General features: G+C 70.2%; 20 protein-coding genes. 9 read left to right on the top strand and 11 right to left on the bottom strand.

The window, feature by feature from the left end; genetic code table 11:
* Positions 1–113: 113 nt before the first annotated feature.
* Positions 114–947 carry a helix-turn-helix transcriptional regulator gene (locus ACFWP5_RS02805; RefSeq protein WP_384149233.1) on the bottom strand — a complete coding sequence of 278 codons (834 nt, stop codon included), beginning with the start codon at positions 945–947 and terminating at the stop codon, positions 114–116.
* Between the two features lie 146 nt (positions 948–1,093).
* Between ACFWP5_RS02805 and ACFWP5_RS02800 the strand changes: the two genes are divergently transcribed.
* Positions 1,094–1,417, top strand: a complete 324-nt coding sequence (locus tag ACFWP5_RS02800; protein WP_384149231.1) for a putative quinol monooxygenase — start codon at positions 1,094–1,096, stop codon at positions 1,415–1,417.
* A gap of 193 nt (positions 1,418–1,610) precedes the next feature.
* On the opposite strand, the gene ACFWP5_RS02795 is transcribed toward ACFWP5_RS02800, so the two are convergent.
* The gene (locus ACFWP5_RS02795; RefSeq protein ID WP_384149229.1) at positions 1,611–2,459 is read right to left on the bottom strand and encodes a ketose-bisphosphate aldolase; all 849 of its coding nucleotides are present in this window, start codon (positions 2,457–2,459) and stop codon (positions 1,611–1,613) included.
* 69 nt (positions 2,460–2,528) lie between these two features.
* Entirely contained in the window at positions 2,529–3,410 is an 882-nt protein-coding gene (locus ACFWP5_RS02790; RefSeq protein WP_384149227.1) for an SIS domain-containing protein, read from the bottom strand.
* 123 nt (positions 3,411–3,533) lie between these two features.
* On the opposite strand from ACFWP5_RS02790, the gene ACFWP5_RS02785 reads away from it, so the two are divergent.
* Positions 3,534–4,313 carry a DeoR/GlpR family DNA-binding transcription regulator gene (locus ACFWP5_RS02785; protein ID WP_384149225.1) on the top strand — a complete coding sequence of 260 codons (780 nt, stop codon included), beginning with the start codon at positions 3,534–3,536 and terminating at the stop codon, positions 4,311–4,313.
* Positions 4,314–4,348: 35 nt separating this feature from the next.
* Here ACFWP5_RS02785 and ACFWP5_RS02780 read toward each other — a convergent pair whose 3' ends face one another.
* From ACFWP5_RS02780 to ACFWP5_RS02760, 5 genes are all read right to left on the bottom strand, one after another.
* Entirely contained in the window at positions 4,349–4,939 is a 591-nt protein-coding gene (locus ACFWP5_RS02780; protein WP_384149223.1) for a dihydrofolate reductase family protein, read from the bottom strand.
* Positions 4,940–5,061: 122 nt separating this feature from the next.
* The gene (locus ACFWP5_RS02775; protein ID WP_384149221.1) at positions 5,062–5,514 is read right to left on the bottom strand and encodes a phospholipase; all 453 of its coding nucleotides are present in this window, start codon (positions 5,512–5,514) and stop codon (positions 5,062–5,064) included.
* Positions 5,515–5,730: 216 nt separating this feature from the next.
* Entirely contained in the window at positions 5,731–6,480 is a 750-nt protein-coding gene (locus ACFWP5_RS02770) for a TIGR03943 family putative permease subunit (RefSeq protein ID WP_384149219.1), read from the bottom strand.
* The gene (locus ACFWP5_RS02765) at positions 6,477–7,520 is read right to left on the bottom strand and encodes a permease (protein ID WP_384149217.1); all 1,044 of its coding nucleotides are present in this window, start codon (positions 7,518–7,520) and stop codon (positions 6,477–6,479) included. Before ACFWP5_RS02765 ends, ACFWP5_RS02770 begins: the two co-directional genes overlap by 4 nt.
* Positions 7,521–7,593: 73 nt before the next feature.
* Positions 7,594–8,352, bottom strand: coding sequence for a FadR/GntR family transcriptional regulator (locus ACFWP5_RS02760; RefSeq protein ID WP_384149215.1), 759 nt, complete (start codon positions 8,350–8,352; stop codon positions 7,594–7,596).
* A 279-nt stretch (positions 8,353–8,631) separates the two neighbouring features.
* On the opposite strand from ACFWP5_RS02760, the gene ACFWP5_RS02755 reads away from it, so the two are divergent.
* From ACFWP5_RS02755 to ACFWP5_RS02725, 7 genes are all read left to right on the top strand, one after another.
* Positions 8,632–9,528 (top strand): proline iminopeptidase-family hydrolase, encoded by an 897-nt coding sequence (locus tag ACFWP5_RS02755; RefSeq protein WP_384149213.1) that lies wholly within the window; start codon positions 8,632–8,634, stop codon positions 9,526–9,528.
* Between the two features lie 94 nt (positions 9,529–9,622).
* The gene (locus ACFWP5_RS02750; protein WP_384149211.1) at positions 9,623–11,350 is read left to right on the top strand and encodes an ABC transporter substrate-binding protein; all 1,728 of its coding nucleotides are present in this window, start codon (positions 9,623–9,625) and stop codon (positions 11,348–11,350) included.
* On the top strand, positions 11,347–12,375 hold the full coding sequence (locus ACFWP5_RS02745) for an ABC transporter permease (protein WP_384149209.1): 1,029 nt from the start codon (positions 11,347–11,349) through the stop codon (positions 12,373–12,375). The genes ACFWP5_RS02750 and ACFWP5_RS02745 overlap by 4 nt, the downstream gene beginning before the upstream one ends.
* Before the next feature lie 5 nt (positions 12,376–12,380).
* Entirely contained in the window at positions 12,381–13,349 is a 969-nt protein-coding gene (locus tag ACFWP5_RS02740) for an ABC transporter permease (RefSeq protein WP_384149207.1), read from the top strand.
* Positions 13,342–14,391 carry an ABC transporter ATP-binding protein gene (locus ACFWP5_RS02735; RefSeq protein WP_384149205.1) on the top strand — a complete coding sequence of 350 codons (1,050 nt, stop codon included), beginning with the start codon at positions 13,342–13,344 and terminating at the stop codon, positions 14,389–14,391. Before ACFWP5_RS02740 ends, ACFWP5_RS02735 begins: the two co-directional genes overlap by 8 nt.
* Positions 14,388–15,407, top strand: coding sequence for an ABC transporter ATP-binding protein (locus ACFWP5_RS02730; RefSeq protein ID WP_384149203.1), 1,020 nt, complete (start codon positions 14,388–14,390; stop codon positions 15,405–15,407). The genes ACFWP5_RS02735 and ACFWP5_RS02730 overlap by 4 nt, the downstream gene beginning before the upstream one ends.
* Before the next feature lie 34 nt (positions 15,408–15,441).
* A complete protein-coding gene (locus ACFWP5_RS02725) occupies positions 15,442–15,906 on the top strand; it encodes a DUF5990 family protein (RefSeq protein ID WP_384149201.1) in 465 nt (154 codons plus the stop codon).
* Between the two features lie 7 nt (positions 15,907–15,913).
* On the opposite strand, the gene ACFWP5_RS02720 is transcribed toward ACFWP5_RS02725, so the two are convergent.
* The 3 genes from ACFWP5_RS02720 to ACFWP5_RS02710 all read right to left on the bottom strand — a co-directional run bounded on the left by ACFWP5_RS02720 (position 15,914) and on the right by ACFWP5_RS02710 (position 20,381).
* A complete protein-coding gene (locus tag ACFWP5_RS02720; protein ID WP_384149199.1) occupies positions 15,914–17,647 on the bottom strand; it encodes an LCP family protein in 1,734 nt (577 codons plus the stop codon).
* A 182-nt stretch (positions 17,648–17,829) separates the two neighbouring features.
* Complete coding sequence (locus ACFWP5_RS02715) at positions 17,830–19,584, bottom strand: hypothetical protein (protein WP_384149197.1); 1,755 nt, start codon at positions 19,582–19,584, stop codon at positions 17,830–17,832.
* Positions 19,585–19,745: 161 nt separating this feature from the next.
* Positions 19,746–20,381: a TetR/AcrR family transcriptional regulator gene (locus tag ACFWP5_RS02710; RefSeq protein ID WP_384149195.1), complete on the bottom strand. Its 636-nt coding sequence runs from the start codon at positions 20,379–20,381 to the stop codon at positions 19,746–19,748.
* Positions 20,382–20,523 lie beyond the last annotated feature (142 nt).

Here is a 20,523-nt window from a genome sequence, read left to right as displayed (position 1 = left end):
TTCACGCACTTCATGCTGGGTCCCCGGGAGGGTTGGCGGGAGCTACGAAACTTCCTGGTACGGCGCGTACCACCCTGCGGCCTGGTCCACCGGACGAGGCGGAACGCGGGCCTTCATCCCTGGGGAGACATCCTCTGGACCCCGATGGCCGCGAGGAATTCGAGTTTGCTGCGGGCGTCGGTGCCTGGCTGCGGCGTGTACACCACGAGGCGGAGGTTCGTGTCCTGGGTGTTGAGGATGTCGGAGTTCATGGCGATGTCTCCGACATCCGGGTGCTGGACGAGTTTGTGCGCACTCTGGTGACCGCCCACCGCTCGGCGGCTCCACAACTCGCGGAACCGTGGGCTGAGGTTCAGCCTCGATACCAACGCCGCGAGGTCGGGGTCGTCGGGGTACCGGCTCGTCGTCGCGCGCAGGTCGGCGACGAGGGACTCCTCGAACGCCGCCCGCTCGGCCGCCGTCTGCCGGACCCGGGGCAGCTCACCCAGGAACTGCCAGACCAGGACGTTGCGATCTCCCACGCCGCGGACCGTGGGATCGCCGAAGGTGGCCGCGAAAAGCGGGTTCCAGTGCAGCAACTGCCAGGTGGCGTCGTAGATCGCCAGCGGGTTGCCGGCGAGCTGGTCCACGATCCGGTACAGGCTCCCTGGAATCATTCGCGGAACCCGGCTCGGATCCGCTGCGTGACCGGCCATGCGCAAAAGGTGGGCATGCTCGTCGTCGGACAGGTGCAGGGCGCGAGCCAGGGCCGAGCAGACCTGCGCCGAGGGTGTCGCCACCCGTCCCTGCTCCAGCCGGACCACGTACTCGACCGAGATGCCGGCCAGCGTCGCCAGCTCCGCGCGTCGCAGACCGGGGACCCGACGGGGTGAGCCGTGTGCGAAGCCCACCGTCAGGGGGTCCAGCCGGTCCCGCCACGCCCGCAGCGCGGCACCGAGTTGATCCATGCACACCATCCTCCCGCACACCCCGCCCCGCTGGGTGGTACGCGCTGTACCACGAAGCCCCGTAGCTCCCGCCGACGCTCCCCGGGGCTCAGTGTCGAGTCGTGAACGGCGCACAACGACGCTGTTCGGAGCCAGGAGGAGCAAGCATGACCACCACGTCGAACCACTACGTCACCGTGTTGTGGGAAGCCCGGGCCAAACCCGGGAAGGAAGCCGCGATGAAGGCGTTCATGACAGCCGCCGTCACCGCATCACGCCACGACGCGGGCAACATCGACTACGACGCTCACCAGGTCGAGGGGCAACCGGGCACGTTCGTCATCTTCGAGCGCTGGGAGAGCCGCGAGGCCCTCGACGGCCACCTGCACGCACCCCGCATGCAGGACCTGGTGCCCCAACTGCTGGAACTGATGGACGGCGGCATCGAGGACGGGATCCGCTTCCTGCAGCCGTTCCGCCCGGCACGGTAGGCCGACCCGGAGCACGGCGGTCGTGATCGTCGTGCTCCGACGCCCAGCGGTTTCGAGCAGCACGACGGCGGCGCGGGCACGGCCGTCCTTCGTGATCACTGAGCGCAGATCTCCATGACCACGAGGACCCGTGCCTGCTCTGCGTCCTGTCCCACACCCGATGCCTATTGCCGGTCGTTCTCAGCAGCGGGCTTCAGCTCAGCACGCCGATGATCCGGGCCACCTCCCCCGCCATCGCCTCCCGCCCCACGCTCAGGTACTTGCGGGAGTCGACCGCCTCGGGGTGTTCGGCGAGGAACGCGCGGATCGCGCCGGTCATCGCGAGGTTGAGGGCCGTGCCCACGTTGACCTTGGTGATGCCGCCGGCGACGGCCGCGGTCAGTTCGTCGTCGGGGACTCCTGAGGAACCGTGCAGGACGAGGGGGACGTCCAGGGTGGCGGTGAGCCGCTTGAGGAGGTCGTGGTCGAGGGCAGCAGTACGGGTGGTCATGGCGTGCGAGCTGCCGATGGCCACGGCGAGCGCGTCCACGCCGGAGTCGGCGACGAAGGCGCGGGCCTGGGCCGGGTCAGTGCGGGCGCCGGGCGCGTGGGCGTCGAGGGGCGGCTCGCCCTTCTTGCCGCCGACCTCTCCCAACTCGGCCTCGATCCACAGCCCTTGGGCGTGCGCCCAGTCGGCGGCGGCGCGGGTCGCGGCGAGGTTCTCGGCGTAGGGCAGGCGGGCCGCGTCGTACATGACCGAGCTGAACCCGGCGCTGTGCGCCTGCCGCAGCAGGTCTTCGCTCTGGACGTGGTCGAGGTGCAACGCGACGGGTACGGCGGCCCGTTCGGCGGCGGCGACGGCCGCGCGGGCGAGCGGGAGGAGGCGGCCGTAGCGGAACTTGACGGCGTTCTCGCTGACTTGGAGGACGACGGGGGCGCCGGTGGACTCGGCGCCGGCGATGACGGCCTCGACGTGTTCCAGCGTGATGATGTTGAAGGCGGCGACGGCGGAGTGGGCGGTGGCGGCGCGGGTGACGAGCTCGCCGGTGGTGACGAGGGGCACGGCCTGTCCTTTCCTGTCCTGGAGTTCCGGGCTTCAGGGAGCCTGTCCTGGAGTTGGAGTACCGGGGCTTCAGGGGGCGAGGATCACCGAGCGGGTGAGGTGGCGCGGCCGGTCGGGGTCGAGGTCTCGGTACGCGGCGACGGCGACCGCCAGGCGCTGGGCGCGGACGAGTTCGGCGAGGGGGTCGAGACCGCCCTCGATCCACAACCCGCCGGTGGCGACCACCTGTTGGGCGAGTCCCTCGGGCGCCTCGCCGAGCATCCAGGTGGCGGTGCCGTGGGTGGTGATGCTGATCGGTCCGTGCCGGTACTCCATCGCCGGGTAGGCCTCGGTCCAGGACAGTGAGGCCTCCCGCATCTTGAGCCCGGCCTCGTTGGCGAGCCCGACGGTCCAGCCGCGACCGAGGAAGGTGAACTGCGTGCAGGCGACGAGTTGTTGGGGCAGTTCGGCGGCGAGTGCGGTGTGGGCGTCGGCGACCACGGCGTCGGTGTGCAGGCCCAGGTGGGCGCGGAGCAGGGTGACAGCGGTGGTCGCGAACCGGGTCTGCACGACGGACCGTTCGTCGGCGAAGTCGAGCACGACCACCTGGTCGGCGGCCGTCATGACGGGCGTGTGCGGGTCGGCGGTGATCGCGGTGGTGCGGGCCCGCCCCCTCAGCTCCCGCAGGAGTTCCAGCACTTCGGTGGTGGTGCCGGAGCGGGTGAGGGCGAGGACCCGGTCGTACGAGCGACCGTGCGGGAACTCCGAGGCGGCGAAGGCGTCGGTCTCGCCCTGGCCCGCCCCCTCGCGCAGGGCGGCGATGGCCTGGGCCATGAAGTACGAGGTGCCGCAGCCGACGATCGCGACCCGCTCCCCCGGCGCCGGCAGCGCGTCCCGATATCCCGGCGCCTCCAACGCGGCGCGTATCCAGCACTCCGGCTGGCTGTTCAGCTCGTCCTCGACATAGGTCATGCCGTACCCCTCCCCGTTGATGCTTGTTCCTGCAAGATATAGCGAGCTTTCGAGCACAATCAAGCAATTGAACCAAGGGAGCGTGCGCTAGGGTCGCGGAGAATCGAGGAACGGAGAGTGCGGATGTCGCGCGACGCCCGCTGGAAGACGCTGCTGGAGCTGCTCGTCGAGCGCGGCCGGCTGGACGTCGAGGAGGCGGCCGCCGACCTCGCGGTGTCGGCCGCCACGATCCGCCGTGACTTCGACCAACTCGCCGAGCAGCAGATGCTGGTGCGCACCCGGGGCGGCGCCGTCGTGCACGGGGTGTCGTACGAACTGCCGTTGCGCTACAAGACCGCCCGGCACGCCTCCGAGAAGCAGCGCATCGCCAAGGCGGTGGCCGAACTCGTCGCGCCCGGCGAGGCGGTGGGCCTGACCGGCGGTACGACGACCACGGAGGTGGCCCGCGCCCTGGCCGTGCGCAGCGACCTCACCTCCGGAACGCCGGCGCTGACCATCGTGACCAACGCGCTCAACATCGCCAACGAGCTTGCCGTACGGCCCCAGTTCAAGATCGTGCTGACCGGCGGGGTCGCGCGCCCGCAGTCGTACGAACTCGTCGGACCGCTCGCCGACGGGGTGCTCTCGCAGATCACCGTCGATGTCGCGGTGCTCGGTGTGGTGGCCTTCGACGTGACGCACGGCGCGGCGGCCCACGACGAGGCGGAGGCCGCGATCAACCGGCTGCTGTGCGAGCACGCCGAGCGCGTGATCGTCGCGGCCGACTCCAGCAAGCTCGGCCAGCGGGCGTTCGCCCGGATCTGCTCGGCCGAGTCGGTGAACACGCTGGTGACGGATGCAGGGGTGGGGGCGGACATGGTGCGGCGGTTCGAGGAGGCAGGGGTGCGGGTCGTCGCCGTGTGACGGCAGAGCCGCGCCGGGCCGCCCCAGACACCCGGTCAGCGTTTAGTCAGGACTTCGAAGCGCAGGTGGGTGATGTCCGGCGACTCGCGCGTCCAGAGCCTGCGGAGTTCGACGGGACCGCCGAGGTGGTCGAAGAGCCGCTTGCCCGCGCCCAGCAGCACGGGGACGAGCATGATGTGCACCTCGTCCAACAGACCGGCGTTCAGGGCGTGTTGGGCAACGCTCGCACCGTGGACCCCGACGTCGCCGCCGGCGGCGGTCTCCTTGGCGCAGGCCACCGCGGACTCGATGCCGTCGGTGACGAAGGTGAACACGTCGGGGGCGACGACGTCCGCCGGATCGGGGGCGCTGTGGGTGAGCACGACACAGGGGACCTTCCCCACGGGCCCTCCGTCGCCCCAGCCTCCGTCGCCTTCGCACACGTCGTAGGAATGCCGACCCATGAGGACCGCGCCGACGCCGTCGGCCATCTCGGCGAGGACCCGGGCGTCGGTGTCGTCCATTTCCTGGACCCATCGGTGCAGGCGTTCGCCGCCGACGCCCAGGGGGTTGGCGCGGGTGTCGTCCGGGGCGGTGATGAAGCCGTCCAGGGACATGGACATTCCTGAGATCACTTTGTCAGTCATGTCAGGTAGACCTTCCGCGCCGCCCGAACTCATCGGTCGTCGCGGTGCCCACTCCATGCCGGACGGCGAGATGCGGGACGCCGAAGGTCGACGTCCCGCACCGCCGTACCGGTTGCGGTCCGTCAGCCGAAGACCTTGACGGCCTGGTAGTACGTCCACGCCGTGCTGTTGCAGGTGGTCGCTGTGGCACCGCTGTAGCCGGTGCACACGCGCTTGAGGTCTTCGTAGAAGGCGCTGTCGAGCCGCGACTTGTTGGCGCTGAAGGCGTTCGCGGCCTTGTAGTTGCGGTAGCCGAAGTCGTGGCGGGCGCAGGAGGTGGCGAAGGGGAAGCCGAAGGGGTTGTCCGGCGAGTCGGAGCAGTAGTCGGTGGACCAGTCGAACTCGTAGGCGGACCAGGCGGTTTGGTTGGCGCGGGCCGCGGCCCAGAGGTTGTGGCTCGACGCGCTGGTCTGGGTCCAGCTCGAAAGGACCTGGGGCTTGTCGGCGGGGGCGGCGGTGGCGGCTGTCGCGGTGGCGACGATGGCTGCCAGAGCCAGAGTCGAGGCGGCGAGACCGGTGGCGAGTCTGCGGTGCATCCAACACCTCCATGAGACCGCGATCCGCCCGTCGGATCGCAGGTCCATGACAAGATGATTTACACGTCGACCATGCCTTCACACCGCATGTGCCCCAATGACCCGTTAACTCTCGGATATACCAGGAGTTCGGGACATGAACCCCATGGGAGAAACCAGCAGAGGGGACACCCAACACCCCTGCTGCCGACCGGAGTTCACGTTCTCAGGACGGTCTCAGGACGGGGTGAGGGGCAGGTCGTCCGTGAAGGCGTTGACCGGTTGGGCGATGGGCCGGGTGCCGTGGACGTCGAGGGCCGCCGCCGCGGTTCGCGTGCCGAGCGCACCCTGGGTGTGCCAGGTTCCGGTGACGGCCAGCCAGGTGTTGGCGGGCGGGGCCGGGGTGCCGTACATGTGGACCTTGACGGTCTGGGCGTCCGCCGCGCAGCAGGTGAAGATGATCCGGGTCAGGTCCCAGCCGCCGCCCCGGACCGGCGTCGCGAACCCGGTCATCTCGACGCTGCGCCCCTTGATGGCCAGCGCCTTGTCCTGCTGGACCCGGGTGGTGAAGTCCGTGAGGGTCATCGGCAGCGGTGAGGTCGCGGGCAGTGCGGCGAACCCCTTCTGCTGTTTGACGGCCTCGCTGCCCGCGTGGGAGGCCGTGTAGGCACCGAGGGCGGGTGGGGCGTAGAAGAGGAGGCTGAGCGCGGGGAGGAAGAGCAGCCAGGCGATGCGGGGGGCGGTGGAGTGGTCGTGTCCATGGCCGTGGTCGTCGGCATGGTCGTGGTCGTGGGCCTCCGCGTCGCCGCGGTCGCGGTCGAACGCCGCGTGGGCCAGGCCCAGTAGCAGGAGGAGGGCGCCGGAGATGATCAGGAGCGGGCGCAGGCCCTCCTTGACGTAGCGCAGGTAGAGGTCGGTGAAGAGGGCGGTGTGCAGGAGGCCCAGGCCGGTCAGGACCAGGAGCAGTACTTGGGCGGTGCGCTTCACAGCAGGGCGCCTCCGATCAGGACGCTGGCGGCCACGGCCACGACGGTGGTCGCGGTGGAGAAACGCACCGCGAACGCCCGGCCGAAGGTGCCCGCCTGAAGGGCGATCAGCTTCAGGTCGACCATCGGGCCCACGACCATGAAGGCCAGCCGCGCGGTGGGCGAGAACCCGGTGAGCGAGGCGGCGACGAAGGCGTCGGCCTCGGAGCAGACCGCGAGGACGACGGCGAGTGCGGCGAGGAAGAGCACGGACAGCCAGGGCGAGCCGGAGAAGGTGTCGAGGACGGAGCGCGGGACGGTCACGTTGAAGGTGGCCGCGGCCATGGCGCCCAGCACGAGGAAACCGCCGGCGTGCAGGAAGTCGTGCTGGAAACCGAGCCGGAACTCCGTGAAGCGGCTCTGCCCCGACTGGTGTCCGGTGTGCCGTACGACCGGACGCAGCCACTCCTCGCGACCGAGCCAGAGCCAGAGCCAGCCCATGACGGCGGCGGTGGCGAGCGAGGCGAGGAGCCGGGCCAGCACCATGGCGGGGCTGGCCGGGAAGGCGACGGCGGTGGCGGTCAGCACGATCGGGTTGATCGCGGGTGCCGAGAGCAGGAAGGCGAAGGCGGCGGCCGGGGTGACGCCCCGGCGGATCAGGCTGTTCGCGACCGGCACGGACGCGCATTCGCAGCCCGGCAGGACCACGCCCGCGATGCCCGCGACGGGGACGGCGAGCGCGGCCCGCTTGGGCAGCACCTTGGTGAACAGGTCGGCCGGGACGAAGGCGTTGATGGCCCCGGACAGGGCGGTGCCCAGGAGGAGGAAGGGCAGGGCCTGCACGGTGATGGCCAGGCAGACGGTGCGCCAGGCCGCCACGGCGGGGTCGTTCAGCCACGGCGTGCCCGACAGCACGAGGGCCGCCGCCGCCAGGCCGAGCGCGATGACGAGCGCCGTGGTCGGCGGGGGTCTGCGGAGGACGCGGCGCCGTCGCTCGGGTGGGCGGACGGCGGCCGGGAGCACCGTCTCCGTCACATCAAGCAGCTCATCCGTTTTTGGCATTTTTGCTCCGAATGTCTGATGTTGTGACAGAACATAGCGAGGAGTACGGCCGCCGCCGCGCCCACACGCCGTTCTAGTGCGCCCGGACCCTCGCCAGCACGTCACGGATCAGGTCGGCGCTGATCGTGAAGTGGCCCCGGGCGATCTCCTCGGCGCGCTCGGGCTCGCCCGCCGCGATGGCCTCGTACAGGGCCTTGTGGTCCTCGCCGCCCTGGTGGAAGTGGGCCTGCTCGCCCTTGCCCCAGGGTTCGACCGGGAAGCCGAGGCTGATCCGGGCGAGCAGGTCCTGGCTGAGCATGACGATCTGCGGGTTGCCGGTGGCGGCGCGGACGGCCTGGTGGAAGGCGCTGTCCGCGGTGTGTGCGTCGCGCTGGGTGTTCGCGGAGAGGTACGCGGACAGGGCGTCCCGCATGGGTTGCAGGTCTTTGGCGTTACGGCGCCGGGCCGCCGTCGCGGCGACCATGCCCTCGACCAGGCCGCGCAGGTCGAAGAGTTGCTCGAACTCCTCCCAGCGGGGCAGCAGGGTGTGCCGGACGGCGGCCGCCGTCGACTCGGTCCAGCTGTCGCGGACGTAGGTCCCGCCGTTGCGGCCGCGGCGGATCTCGACGACGCCGACGGCCTGGAGGCGGGCGACCGCCTCGCGCACGGTGGGGCGACTGACCCGCAGCAGCCTGGTGAGTTCACGCTCGGCGGGCAGCCGTTCGCCGGGCAGGAAGTCGCCGACGGCGATCGCGGTGAGCAGCCGGTCGGACACCTCGTCGACCGCCGAGGCCACCCGCACCGGGCGCAGCGCGGAGGTCGGGGAGCCGCCGAGGAGGACGCGGTCGAGCACGCGGGAGAACTCGTCCCCCGCTTCGGATGCCTCAGGTACGGATGTCAGCTGTCCTCCCCCTTCAGTGCCGCTTCTGTAAACGCGGGCGGGCCACGTGAACTCGCCGTTACGTCTTGCCCAGTCCCCGCTAAAAGGTCTTGTGCGCTGACCTTTTACCCAATCACTATCGCAGCCATCCGTCCCACCCTTTTTCGTCCCGGCCTTCGTCTCAGCTCCTCGTCCCGTCCGACGACCGGCCGCGATCCCGCCTGTTCAACGGCCTGCCTGGGAGGCATCCGCGTGGCGATCCCCGAACCGAACCACACCGGCACCGTCGACTTCAACGGCCGGTCCACCTGGTACCGGATCACGGGCGAACCCGGCAGGACCCCCCTGGTCGTCCTGCACGGCGGACCCGGCGCCGGTCACAACTACACGCTCAGCATCGCGGGCATCGCCGAGCAGGGCCGCCCGGTGGTGCACTACGACCAGGTCGGCACCGGGCTGTCCACCCATCTGCCCGACGAGGGCGCGGACTTCTGGACCGTCCAGCTCTTCCTCGACGAACTCGACAACCTCCTCAAGGCGTTGGGCATCGCCGACGCCTATCACCTCCTCGGCCAGTCCTGGGGCGGCATGCTCGCCGCGGAGCACGCCGTACGCCGGCCGGCCGGGCTGCGCGGTCTGGTCATCGCCAACTCCCCCGCGTCCATGGAGCTGTGGCTGGCGGCGGCGGCCGAACTGCGTGGCCAACTTCCGCCCGAGGTCCAGCGCACCCTGCTCGCCCACGAGGCCGCCGGGACCACCGACCACCCGGACTACCTCGCCGCCGAGCAGGTCTTCAACGAGCGCCATGTGTGCCGGCTGACCCCCAACCCGCCCGAGGTGCAGGCGACTTGGGAGAACATCGCGGCCGACCCGACCGTCTACCACACGATGAACGGGCCGAACGAGTTCCATGTCGTCGGCACCATGAAGGACTGGTCCGTGATCGACCGGCTGCATCTGGTCAAGGCACCGACCCTGCTGGTGTCCGGCCGGTACGACGAGGCGACTCCCGAGACGCTGCGCCCGTTCGCCGACCACATCCCCGACGTGCGCTGGCACATGTTCGAGCGCTCCAGCCACATGCCGCACGTCGAGGAGGAAGAGCTCTACCTCCGGGTCGTGGGCACGTTCCTCGACTCCACCGACTGATCCACCGGCGGATCCCTCGACCGGCCCCTCGACCGATCCGCCGCCTGATTCTCCGGCCGACCCAACAGCCGTTCCCCCGACGGGAGTTCCCTGGATGTCCCGCACCACGAGACGAGGCGCGTTCGCCGCCGCCACCGTCGCCCTCGCCCTGACCACCGCCGCCTGTTCGTCCTCCGGCAGCGGCTCCTCCGACCCGGCCACGTCCACGTCCTCGTCGGCGTCCGGCTCCTCCGCGTTCCAGCCGCAGCACAAGGGCGGGACGCTGAAGCTCGTCGCCCACGCGGCCGCCGGCAGCCTTGATCCGCAGGTCAACTACACGTTGCAGTACTGGCAGTTGTACCAGTCGATGTACGACGGGCTGCTCTCCTTCAAGAAGGTCGGCGGCCAGGAGTCGTTCACGGTCGTGCCGGACCTCGCCGTGGCGCTGCCGAAGGTCACCAACGGCGGCAAGACGTACACCTTCACGCTCCGCAAGGGCATCAGCTTCTCCAACGGCAAGGCGCTGACCACCGATGACGTGGTGGCGTCGTTCCAACGCATCTTCAAGGTCTCCAGCCCCACCGCCGGCACCTTCTACAACGGCATCGTCGGCGCCACCACCTGCTTGAAGACGCCCGCGTCCTGCACGCTCAAGGGCGGGGTGACCGGCGACGCGAAGGCGAACACGGTCACCATCAACCTGACGGCACCGGACTCGGAGTTCCCGTACAAACTGGCCGTCCCGCACGCCAGCATCGTGCCGAAGGACTCGCCGACGAAGGACGCGGGCACCAAGCCGCTGCCGACGACCGGCCCGTACACGGCGGCCTCCTACGACCCGAACCGCGCGCTGAAGCTGGTGCGCAACCCGCACTTCAAGGAGTGGTCGCGAGAGGCCGAACCGCAGGGGTACCCGGACCAGATCGACTACACCTTCGGGCAGACCGTCGAATCCGAGGTCACCGCCGTGGAGAACGGCCAGGCGGACTGGATGTTCGACCCGCCGCCCGCCGACCGGCTCAACGAGATCGGCACCAAGTACACGTCCCAGGCCCATGTGAACCCGCTGACCGCGTTCTACTACACGACGCTGAACGTCAACATGGCCCCGTTCAACAACAAGTTGGCGCGCCAGGCCATCAACTACGCCGTCGACCGGTCCGCCGTGGTGCGGCTGTACGGCGGCACCAACCTCGCCTCCCCCGCGTGCACGATCCTGCCGCCGGGCTTCCCCGGGCACGTCGACTCGTGCGACTACACCAAGGGCGGCGGCACGACCTGGAAGGCCGCCGACCTCGCCAAGGCCAAGGCGCTGGTGAAGCAGTCCGGTACGGCGGGGCAGGCGGTCGGCATCGTCGTGCAGGACGACGACGTCAACAAGTCGATCGGGCAGTACCTGCAGAGCCTGCTCACCCAGCTCGGCTACAAGGCGACGCTGAAGCCGCTGTCGGCGAACATCCAGTTCACCTACATCCAGAACACGAAGAACAAGGTCCAACTCGCCCTGACGTCCTGGTACCAGGACTATCCGGCGGCCTCGGACTTCCTCAACGTGCTGCTGTCCTGCGCCGCTTACCACCCCGGCAGCGACTCCAGCATCAACATCTCGGGCTTCTGCGACCAGGGCATCGACGCCAAGATGCAGACCGCGCTGAAGACCGCGCAGACCGACCCGACGGCGGCGAACAAGCAGTGGGGCGCGATCGACCAGGCGATCATGCAGCAGTCGCCGGTCGTCCCGCTCATCAACCCGAAGATCATCGACTTCACGTCGAAGCGCCTGGGCAACTACCGGTTCAGCAAGCAGTTCTACATGCTCGTGGGCCAGACGTGGGTCAAGTGAGCACCGCCGTACCCGAGTTGGCCATCGCGGAGGTCCGGCGCTCACCGGGCCCCTGGCGGACGGCCGGCGCCGACCTCCTGCACAACAGGTCGGCGCTGGCCGCGGCCGTCGTCCTCTTCCTCGTCGTCCTGGCGACCCTGTGCGCGCCGCTGTACGCCCACCACATCGCCCACACCGACCCCTTCCAGTCCCACGTCTCCGGCACCACGGTCGTCGGCGGCAGGACCGTGCCGGTGCTCACCCCGAGCAGCACCGGCCTCGGCCTCGGCGTCACCCCGATCGGGCCGACCTGGGACCCCGCCCACTATTTCCTCGGCGCCGACAACCAGGGCCGCGACGTCATGGCCCGCCTGCTCTACGGCGGCCGGACGAGCCTGTTCATCGGGTTCACCGCGGCGCTGCTCACCTGCGCCCTCGGTACGGTCGTCGGAGTCGTCGCCGGGTACGCGGGCGGCGCAGTGGACGCCGTCATCTCCCGTGTCCTGGACGTCATTTGGGCGTTCCCGGTGTACCTGCTGGCGATCTGCCTCTCGGTCGTTCTCCTAACCGACGGGCTGCATCTCGGGCCGCTCACGGTGGAGGCGGGAAGTCTCTGGCTGCCGATCGCGATCATCGCGGCGATCTATGTGCCGTACATCGCAAGGCCGTTGCGCGGTCAGGTGCTGGTGCTGCGCAACAAGGAGTACATCCAGGCGGCCATCGGGTCCGGGGCGCCGACCGTGCGCATCCTGCGCCGCGAGGTCCTGCCGAACGTGCTGCCCACGGCGATCGTGTTCGTACCGCTGATGACCGCGCTGGCCATGCTGACCGAGTCGGCGCTGTCCTTCCTGTCCGTCGGTGTCCAGCCGCCGGACGCCAGTTGGGGCACGATCATCGAGGACGGACTCGGGCTGCTCTACACCCGGCCCGCCGTGACGATCGCGCCCGGCCTGCTGATCGCGCTGACCACGGCGGCGCTCAACGTCCTCGGCGACGGGGTGCGGGACGCGCTCGACCCGGGCGCCCGGCTGCGCGGAGGGGTGTGAATCTGATGCTCCGGTTCATCGTGAAGCGCTTCGCGTCCGCTCTGCTGGTGATGTTCGCGATCAGTGTGCTGGTCTTCCTGATCTTCTTCGCCACACCGGGAGTCGACCCCGCCGCCCGTATCGCCGGGCGCAATGCCGACCCGGCCACGCTCGCCCAGGTGCGGCACTCCTTCGGCCTCGACCGCCCGATGCCCATCCGCTACTTGCTGATGATGCGTCACCTGCTGATCGACCGCGACCTGGAGTCGTTCGTCAACCGCGGCTCCCGCGTCATCCCGCAGATCGTGCAGGCCACCCCGGTGACCCTGTCGCTCGTCATCGGCGCCGCGCTGATCTGGATGACGGCGGGCATCGTCATGGGCACCGCCGCGGCGGCCCTGCGCGGCAAGGCGGCCGACCCGCTGATCATGCTCGTCGGCGTGGTCGGGGTCTCGCTGCCTGCCTACTGGCTCGGCGAGGTCGTCAACCTCATCACCCAGAAACAGCTGCACAGTTCGGTCTTCTCCTGGGTACCGCCACCGGGCTACGTCGACCTCAGCCACGACCCCGGCCAGTGGGCCCTGCACCTGCTCTTCCCCTGGCTGACCCTCGCGCTGCTGTATGCCGGGATCTACGCCCGGCTGCTGCGCGGCGAGGTCGTCACCGCGCTGACCGAGGACTACGTCCGCACCGCGCGGGCCAAGGGCCTCTCCGAGCGGCGCATCCTGATCCGGCACGCCCTGCGCTGCTCCCTGATCCCGATCGTGTCGCTGTTCGGCCTGGACTTCGGCGCGCTCGTGGGCGGCGCCGCACTGCTCACCGAGGTGGTCTTCGGCCTCCCCGGCATCGGCAAGCTCACCTTCGACGCCCTGCAGAACCTGGACCTGCCCGTGATCATGGGGACCGTCCTGTACGCGGCGTTCTTCGTGGTCCTCGCCAACGCGCTGGTGGACATCCTGTACGCCCGACTCGACCCGAGGGCCCGCCATGTCTGACCAACCTCTGCTGGACGTACGCGACTTGAGGGTGTCCTTCCGCACCCGCCGAGGCTCCGTCACCGTCGTCGACGGCCTGTCCTTCTCGGTGTCCCCCGGCGAAATCCTGGGCGTCGTCGGCGAGTCGGGCTCGGGCAAGAGCGTCTCGATGCTCGCCGTGCTCCGCCTGCTGACCAGTCCGAACGTGACCGTCGAAGGCGAAGTCAGCTTCCGTGGCCGGGACTTGCTCACCCTTCCCGACAAGGAGATGCGGGCGGTGCGGGGCCGGGAGATCGCCATGGTCTTCCAGGACCCGATGACCGCGCTGACCCCCGTGTACACCGTGGGCTGGCAGATCGCCGAGCAGATCCGGGCGCACGAGAAGGTGTCCCGCAAGGAGGCCCACGCGCGTGCCGTCCGTCTGCTCTCCGACGTCGGCATCCCCGACGCGGCCTCGCGCGCGAACGCCTACCCGCACGAGTTCTCCGGCGGCATGCGCCAGCGCGCGGTCATCGCGATGGCCCTCTCCTGCGGCCCCGCACTGCTGATCGCCGACGAACCGACCACGGCGCTGGACGTCACCGTCCAGGCCCAGATCCTCGACCTGATGCGGGAGTTGAACACGCGGGGCTCGGCCGTCGTCCTCATCACGCACGACATGGGCGTCATCTCACAGATCGCCGACCGGGTCCTCGTCATGTACGGCGGCCGGGCGGCCGAGGAGGGCCCGCGCCGGGCGGTGTTCCACGGACCGCGGCACCCGTACACCTGGGGGCTGCTGGACTCGGTGCCCCGCGTGGGCGGGCCGCGGCTGCGTCGGCTGCCCACCATCGCGGGGATGCCGGTGGCGCCGGGGAGCCTGCCGGAGGGGTGCGCGTTCGCGCCTCGGTGCCGGTTGCGGCACGAACGGTGCGAGGAGCGGCCCCTGTTGTCGACGAACACCGGTGACAGCGCACACCGCGACGCCTGCTGGCTGCCCGGCGACGACCGCGCCTCGCTGCGCCTGACCTCACGCGCGACGGCGACGGACGTACCGGACATGGAACGAGAGGCGACACCGTGACCGCGCAGGAGATCACGACGGAGGGCGACGGCAAGGTGCTGTTGCGCGCCACGGACGTCACCAAGCACTACCCCCTGCGCGCGGACGGACTCTCCCCGCGTCGCAGAGTGCTGCGGGCCGTGGACGGTGTGTCGTTGGAGGTGCGCGCCGGTGAGACGCTCGGCATCGTCGGCGAGTCGGGCTGCGGCAAGTCCACGCTCGGCCGCTGTCTGGTCCGGCTCACCGAACTCACCGGCGGCCGGGTCGAGTTCGACGGCCGGGACATCAGCAGCCTGTCCACGCGACGGCTGCGTCCCGTACGTCCGGGCATGCAACTGGTGTTCCAGGACCCGCAGGCCTCGCTCAACCCCCGCCGTCGCGCCGGGGACATCGTGGCGGAGCCACTGCTCGTGCACCGCTACGGCGACGGGGCCGCCGTGCGCCGTCGGGTCGCCGAACTCTTCGACGTCGTAGGACTGGCGGCGGCCCATCTGGACCGGTATCCGCACGAGTTCTCCGGCGGGCAGCGTCAACGCATCGGTATCGCCCGGGCGTTGGCGACGAACCCGAAGCTGATCGTCGCGGACGAGCCGGTGTCCGCGCTCGACGTGTCGATCCAGGCGCAGGTGTTGAACCTGTTCGCCGATCTGCAGGAGGAGTTCGCGCTCACCTACGTGTTCATCGCGCACGACCTCGGGGTGGTCCGTCATGTGTCGGACCGGATCGCGGTCATGTATCTCGGCGAGATCGTCGAACTCGCCGAGACCGAGGCCCTGTACAAGGAGCCCGCGCATCCCTATACGCAGGCGCTGCTGTCGGCGGTCCCGGACATCGACGACGGCACACTCACCGATGAGGTCCCCCGGGAGCGGATCGTGCTCACCGGCGAGGTGCCGAACCCGGTGGACAAGCCGACGGGGTGCCCGTTCCGGACCCGGTGCCCCTACGCGCGTGAGCGCTGCGCCACGGAACGACCCCGGCTGACTGTGACGGCCTCCGGTCGTCACACCGCCTGCCACTTCCCCTTGATCGACTGAGGGTACGAAGGGCGGACCCTGCATGATGGCCCGTATGCACCTCCGCATCGACGCCGTCGACCTGCCCGGCCGCACCTTCCCCGCCCCCGCCGACAAGCCCGTCGCGACGTACGACGACGTCCACGTCGCCGTGCAGCGCCGGGACCGGCCGGCCGAACTCCTCGACCCACAGCCGGGAGACGCCGCGTCCGCGACCTGGACGCTGGAGTGCACGGCGGAGGCCACGCCGGACGGCATCGTGGTCACGGGCCCCTATGTGCAGCACCGGATGGGTCTGCGGTTCGTCTATCTGTCGTGGGGGACGGTCGATGCGGCCGGTCTCTTCACGATGTTCCGGCGCGCCAAGCTCATGCTCGACTCCGTGCCCGAGGACGTCCTGGCCGCCGCCGCGCCCGACGGTCTGCTGGTCGGCCGGCTCGGTCTGACCGACGCGAACGGCGGCCCCCTGTGCGCGCGGGTCGATCCCCCGCACATCACCTGGACCGCCGCCGCCCTCTAGCTCTCGGTCAGGACGCCGAGTCCTTCTTGTTGGTCGCCGCCCGGTACGCCTGGGTCGGGGTCATCGGGACGCCGTTGAGGCTGACCGTCTTGTAGGTGCTGACCTTGGCGCAGGACTTCGACTGGTCGGCGGTCGAGGCCTGGGCGTTGGAGGTGGCCGCCTTGGTGTCGGCGGGGGCCGGGGACGAGGTGGAGCCGGGGTACGCCGTGCCGCTGGGCCAGTCCGTGCCGATCACCAGGGTCAGGCCGGTGCCGGTGCCCTGCTTGAGGTGCGAGGAGCCGAGGCCGATCGCCTTCGCCACCGTCTGGGCCTCGGCCTTCTGTCCGGTGCCGTAGGTGAGCGTGCTCGTGGTCGCGCTGACGGAGGCGTTGCCCGTGGTGGTGTCGGAGCTGAAGCCGCCGTCTATCAAGGAGGTGGCGACCGTGGAGGCACGCCCGCTGATGCTGGTGCCGTTCTCCACCGTCACGGCGATCTGGGCGGCGGGTACGGCGACCGCCGTGGCCGTCGCGGTGGCCGCCGCGGACTTCTTGCCGGAGGAGTTGGTGAGCGACTGGTCGTTGGCGATGGTCGCGAACAGGCTCTTCGCCGCGGTGGCGGGCACGACCCGGTCGGCGTTGTTCGGGTCGGCGCCGGTCTGCATCGTGGTGAACGTCATGCGCTTCGTGGGGACCTTGTCCAGGTCCGTGGCGAGCCCGATGAGTTTCTTGACGGTGCCGAGGCCCGTGTCCACGGTGAGCGCCTTGGTGGCGGCGTCGGCCAGGTTGTAGACCGCCGTGGGGTCGGTGAGCGTGCCGGCGCTCTTGAACTTGCGGATCATCGCGCTCAGGAACAGGTGCTGGGAGACCGTACGGCCCAGGTCGCTGCCGTCGCCGAAGCCGTGCCGGGAGCGGACGAACTCGAGCGCCGCGTTGCCCTTGAGGGTGTGGGTGCCCTTGGCGAGCTTCAGGTGCGAGTAGGTGTCGTAGACGTCGGCATCGACGCACACCGAGACGCCGCCGACCGCGTCGGACATCTTCACCACGCCGGAGAAGTCCATCTGCACGAAGTGGTCGATGGTGATACCGGTGAGCGCGTGCACGGTCTTGACCTGGCACTCCTGGCCGTACTGCAGCGCGCTGTTGATCTGGCCGTAGTAGCCGGGTGTCGACTGGCTGCTGTCCGGGTCCTTGCAGGCGGGGACGTTGGTCATGGTGTCGCGCGGGATGCTCATCACGGTGGCGTTGGAGCGGTCGGCGGAGATGTGCACCACCATCTCCACGTCCGCGTTGCCGTTGCCGGTCTGCACGCCGGTCGCCGAGCAGCCGCCGCCGAGCTTGCAGTCGGTCGCGCTGCTCCGGGCGTCGCTGCCCATCACCAGGAGGTTGATCGGCGTACGGCCGAAGGCGTCGGCCTTCTCCTTGCCGCCCGCGCCGTCGTCGATCGCGACGCTGTTGATGTTGCCGTTCAGGTGCTCGTAGAACCACCAGCCGACGCCGGCGGTCGCCATGATCAGCACCGACAGGGATATCGCGCTGATCTTCAACACCCGCTTGCCGCCCCGGGTCTGCTTGACGCGGCGGCGCGAGGCGGTGCGACCGCGCGCGCGGGATCCGCCGCGCGGGGTCTGCCGGGCCGCGGCGCGGGCGGCGGCCCGGCCGCCGGTGGGCAGCGGTTCGTCGGCCTCACCCGCACGTGGCCTGGGCACACCTCGTGTGCGGCTGCGCGTGGCGTGTCCCACGGGGCCGTCCCCGAGGTCGGTCATCTGGCACTCCCACATAACGGTCGGGCCGTTCAGGCCGTCGGTGCTGCGGCCAGGGGCGCGCGGCCGTGTCGGGCGAGGCGGGGTTCCCGTCTCTCTTGCGTGGTTGCGCAATATAACAATCTCAGATGAGAACCCTGTAGGGCCTTTCTCATTTACGGGATATCCTTTTACGTCAAACTCGGTCAACTGATCGGAATCCGTGCGGTGGTGATGGTCATCGGGGTACCGGTCACGGCGATGAGGTAGAAGCGGGGATGCGACCCGCCCGGCGCCCGCCGGACACCGCCGGGCGGCTTCACTACGTACGTCGCGGAGGCGTGCGGGGCGAGGGACGCCGGGCCTCCGGAGGCGGTCCACCAGTCGGAGGCGCCCTGTCCGAGGCGGCTGGCGAAGTGGGGAGTGAGCCGGGTGCCGGTGATGTTGACGACCCGGACCACGAGCCGCGTGATGTCCCGGTGTCCGGCCCGCTCCGTGAAGCTCGGTGTGACATTCATCCGCAGCGGCGGCGCACTGGCCGCGGCGACCGTCGCGCACAGCACGGCGGGCGTGACGAGCGCCACCGCGAGGATGCCCTTGGCCCGGTGTCCGGTCACGTGCGGGATGCGGGGCTGCCAGGCCGAGGCGAGCGCGGAGGCGGGGACGGTGGCGGCCGCCGCGAGCCACAGCGGGGTCATCATCAGGAAGTAGCCGTCCTGGGACCGGGTGGCGAGATAGAAGCTCAGCCAGGGCAGCACGGTGAGCGCCGGGCCGAGCCGTCGTACGAAGAGCAGCGTGGCGGCGAGCAGGCCGAACAGGAGCAGGATGCTGCCGTAGGAGTAGTAGTCGAGGTGCCTGCTGCCCGCGGTGAAGTAGTACGAGATCCCCATGAGGCCCTGGCCGTGCAGGATCGCCTTCTGGGTGAGCGGGAGCAGCAGGCCGTGCAGCCAGGTGTGGAAGTCCTGGGTGGCGAAGTAGGCGTTGATCGCGGCCCAGGTGAGGGCGGCGGTGCCGGTGTAGCGGGCGACCACGCCTAGGGCGAGCCGGGGGCCGAGGTCGCCGCGTCGGACGGCGTAGAGGCCGATGAGGAGGAACGGCGTGAGGAACCAGGCGAGTTGCTGGGTGGCGCAGGCCGCGCCGAGGCAGAGGGCCTGGACCACTCCGGGGAGTCCGAGCCGGCCGCCTGCTCCGGTGTCGGGCCAGCGGACCACCACCGGGATGAGGAGCGCCAGGGCGAGGACGGCGGGGTAGCCGGAGTAGGCGTAGCCGGGCAGGAAGCCGAAGCCGAGGCACACGGCGGTGGCGCCGGACCGCCAGGGGACCGGGAGCCGCCACCACAGCAGGACGGCGCCCCCGAGCAGCGCGCCGGTGGTGACGAGGGTGGCGGCGGCCGTCGAGTGGACCACGGCGTGGACGGGGGCGGCGAGCAGCGCGGTCAGGGGCGGATAGCCGTAGGTGTAGTCGGCGCCGCCCGACATGGTCTTGGTGATGCCGACCGCGGAACGGTCGAACAGCCACGGCCAGGGCTGGCCGTAGACGGGGTGTCCGCGCAGGATCTCGTGGGCGGCCTGCGCGGTGAGGACGCCCTCGTCGGTGCCGGCGTGGTTGAGCCAGTAGCCGCAGAGCACCAGCACGACGGCGAGCAGCAGGACGCCCGCGTCCACCCGGATCAGGGTGCGCCGGGTGCGTGCGGTGAGGGCCAGGACGCCCGCGACGAGGATCCCGGCGTAGCAGACGGAGATGATCGCGGCGACGGGCGGGTGGGACGCCATCGCCCTGGTCCAGGCGTCTCGGGTGCCGATGAACAGGCTGATCGCGGCGATCAGCGTCATGCCCCGGTGCGGCTGCTGCGGCGCCGCGGGCTCGGTCGCGAGTGGCCGGGTTCTCGGCGGCCCCGCCGTGGAGGGCGCGTCGCGCCGCCTCAGCCGGAGAGCACCGCCGGCGCGGGGACCGTCATCCATGGCGTCCTTCTCCTTCCGTCTCCTTCCGTCCCCGTCGATCGGCAGTTCGCGCCGGGGCAACCTCCACTACACGTCGTAGAGGTGAAAGGAGCCGCCGAGGTTCACCGGCGGAAGGGAAGAGCTGGGGAAGAAAGTAATGACATACAGGGCGCGTTGACGCGTCAGCCGAGGTCGGGCAGCGCCCGCCGGGCCACCTCGCGCGCGTCGTCCGGCGCGACACCGAGCATGCGCAGCAGCATCTCGGCGAGGTTCGAGGCCGCTTCCTCGCCGTCCAACTCCGGCTCGGCGAACCGCAGTTCGAGCAACGCCAGCAGAGAACCACCCAGCGCCGCGACGGCCACGGTCGGATCGGCGACGGTGAAGCGGCCGGAGGCGACACCGGCCTCCAGGTCGCGTACGGCGCGTGGGGCCAGGCCGCGGGCGGAGTGGATGTGGCGCAGCCCGCGGTGGCGCAGGACCTGCATCAGTTCCGGACGGGAGTCGGCCATGCGGCCACTGAGCCGCAGCCCGGCCGCGACGAGTTCCGCGGGATCGTCGATGCCCCGGAGGTGCTCGTCGAAGGTCTGGCCGAGTTCTTCGAGGGCGTCGACCACGGCCGCGTCGAACAGTTCCGTCTTCGATGCGAAGTGGTTGTAGAAGGAGCCGAAGCCGACGTCCGCGCGTTCCGCGATGGCCTGGATGCTCGCGCTGGTGTCCCCGGTCTCGGCGAGGATCTGCCGGGCCGCGCGGACGAGCGCCTGACGGGTCTCGGCGCGACGGCGCTCGAAGCGGTTGCGGGGCGGGGCTGACGTCGGCATACGCGCGAGCCTAGCAACGGGGCCTCGCATCCCACAGTTCTGATGAACCAATCAGTTCACCCCTGGGCGAGCTATTGCCGATGATGGAGTCAATGCTGATGATTTCATCATCACGGCGCTGCTGCCCGTCGGCGAGCGAGGA

The organism is Streptomyces sp. NPDC058469, from assembly GCF_042721125.1.
GTDB lineage: Bacteria > Actinomycetota > Actinomycetes > Streptomycetales > Streptomycetaceae > Streptomyces.
The sequence above is the reverse complement of the archived record's forward strand: the minus strand, read 5'-3'. Positions and strand labels throughout refer to the sequence as shown.